This window comes from Marinimicrobium sp. UBA4209 (genome assembly GCF_002381585.1).
Classification (GTDB): Bacteria; Pseudomonadota; Gammaproteobacteria; order Pseudomonadales; family Cellvibrionaceae; genus Marinimicrobium; species Marinimicrobium koreense.
The window spans coordinates 5,149-7,077 of record NZ_DFTP01000056.1 but is presented as its reverse complement, the minus strand read 5'-3'; the positions used below and the strand labels follow the sequence as shown (position 1 = coordinate 7,077).

The 1,929-nt window shown below is 61.0% G+C and carries 1 protein-coding gene; it reads right to left on the bottom strand.

All coding sequences use genetic code 11. The features are described from left to right. The coding region (gene purL, locus B3187_RS08335; RefSeq protein ID WP_286805706.1) for a phosphoribosylformylglycinamidine synthase at nt 1-1,469 on the bottom strand (1,469 nt) is incomplete at its 3' end. Nucleotides 1,470-1,929: the final 460 nt, after the last annotated feature.

The following is a 1,929-nucleotide window of genomic DNA, read 5'->3' as shown; positions in this document are numbered from 1 at the left end:
TTATCGGCCCCTAGCTGCCAGCAGCGGTCAATCACTTCCTGACAGCGACGCTCGATTTCCGGGTTCTGCCGCTGCACCGAGGCGAAGTCCAGATCCTCCGTGGAGCTACCCGAATCCATAGAGGAAGCAGCACCACCACCCAGGCCGATCAACATGGCCGGGCCACCGAGCACCACCAGTTTGGCGCCCGCCGTAAACGGCGGCTTGTCGACGTGTTCGGTTTTGATGTTGCCGTAACCACCGGCCAGCATGATCGGCTTGTGGTAGCCGCGACGCTCGCCGTCAAAGTCGTCCTCGAAGGTCCGGAAGTAACCATTGATGTTGGGACGGCCAAATTCGTTGTTAAAGGCGGCCCCACCAATCGGGCCCTCCAGCATGATGTCCAGGGGGCTGGCGATACGGCCGGGGCGACCGTAGCTCTGTTCCCAGGGCTGCTCAAAATCGGGGATCTGCAGGTTGGAGACGGTAAACCCGTTCAGGCCCACCTTGGGCTTGGAACCCCGGCCCACGGCGCCTTCGTCCCGGATTTCACCACCGGCACCGGTACCCGCTCCCGGGAAGGGGGCAATGGCCGTGGGGTGATTGTGAGTCTCCACCTTCATCAACAGGTTGATCGGCTCCTGATGGAAGCCATAAGTCTGGGAATCCGGGTCCGGATAGAAGCGCCCGGCTTCCGGCCCCTCCACCACCGCCGCGTTATCGGCGTAGGCGGACAGCACCTGCTCGCCGCCCTGCTCGTGGGTGTTCTTGATCATCTTGAACAGGCTGCGCGGTTGATCTTCGCCGTCCAGGGTCCAGGAAGCGTTGAAAATCTTGTGGCGGCAATGCTCGGAGTTCGCCTGGGCAAACATCATCAGCTCGACATCCACCGGATTGCGGCCCAGGCCCTGGAAGCTCTCCACCAGGTAATCGATCTCATCGTCCGCCAGGGCCAGGCCCAGCTCCCGGTTGGCCACCACCAGCGCCTCGCGGCCACCGGAGAGGATATCCACGCTGGTTTGCGGCGCTGGCTCCTGCTTCTGGAACAGACGGCTGGCCTGCTCCAGCTCCGACATCACGGTTTCCACCATCCGATCGTGCAGCAGCTCGGCGATGGCCGAGTGATCCGTGTCGCCAAATTCACCGTTTACATAGAACGCTGTTCCGCGCTCCAGGCGACGAACCTGAGTCAGACCGCAGTTGCGGGCGATATCCGTCGCCTTCGATGCCCAGGGCGAAATGGTGCCGGGACGGGGCACCACCAGAAACAGCTGGCCGTCGTGACCCGCCTCGGTTTCCGGTTTGGGGCCATAGGTCAGCAGTTGGGCCAACGTCTGTTGCTGGTCGTCCGACAGGGGACTGTCCAGGTCGGCAAAGTGCACATATTCGGCGCTCAGGCCAGTAATGGCGGGAACCCGGGCCTGCAGGCCGGCCAGGAGTTTTTCGGAGCGGAAAGACGAAAGTGCGGGGGCGCCGCGCAAAATCAGCATGTCGATCAGGACCTCAGAGGTTCGGAGGGTTTTGAAGAGGGCGCAATTGTACTTGAAATGTCCGCCAATGGCAGCTCTTACCGGGCGCCCACCTCGCACGCCCGACGGAACCGTTCGTCGGGAATCTGGCACCCAAGTCGACACAGTCCGCCTGATCGGCTAAAATTTGAACAGATGGCAAGCCGCATAACCCATTTTTGATCAGAAAACAAGCTAGCAGTTCACAGCCACAAGCTTTAGAATTGCGCAAATTTTGCACGGGCCAGATGGGATCTGGCGCCACATCCGACAACATCGGAGAGGAGAAGCCGTAAATGGAAGTCCGCAAAACCCCCCGCCTTATCCAGGCGGCCGCCAAACATCTTTTCAGCCTGACGATCATCAGCGTCAGTCTGCTTCTGGTCGGCAGCAAACTGCCCACCACCCTTGAGCGTGTTTACGCCTTGGGCGAATTGCGCGT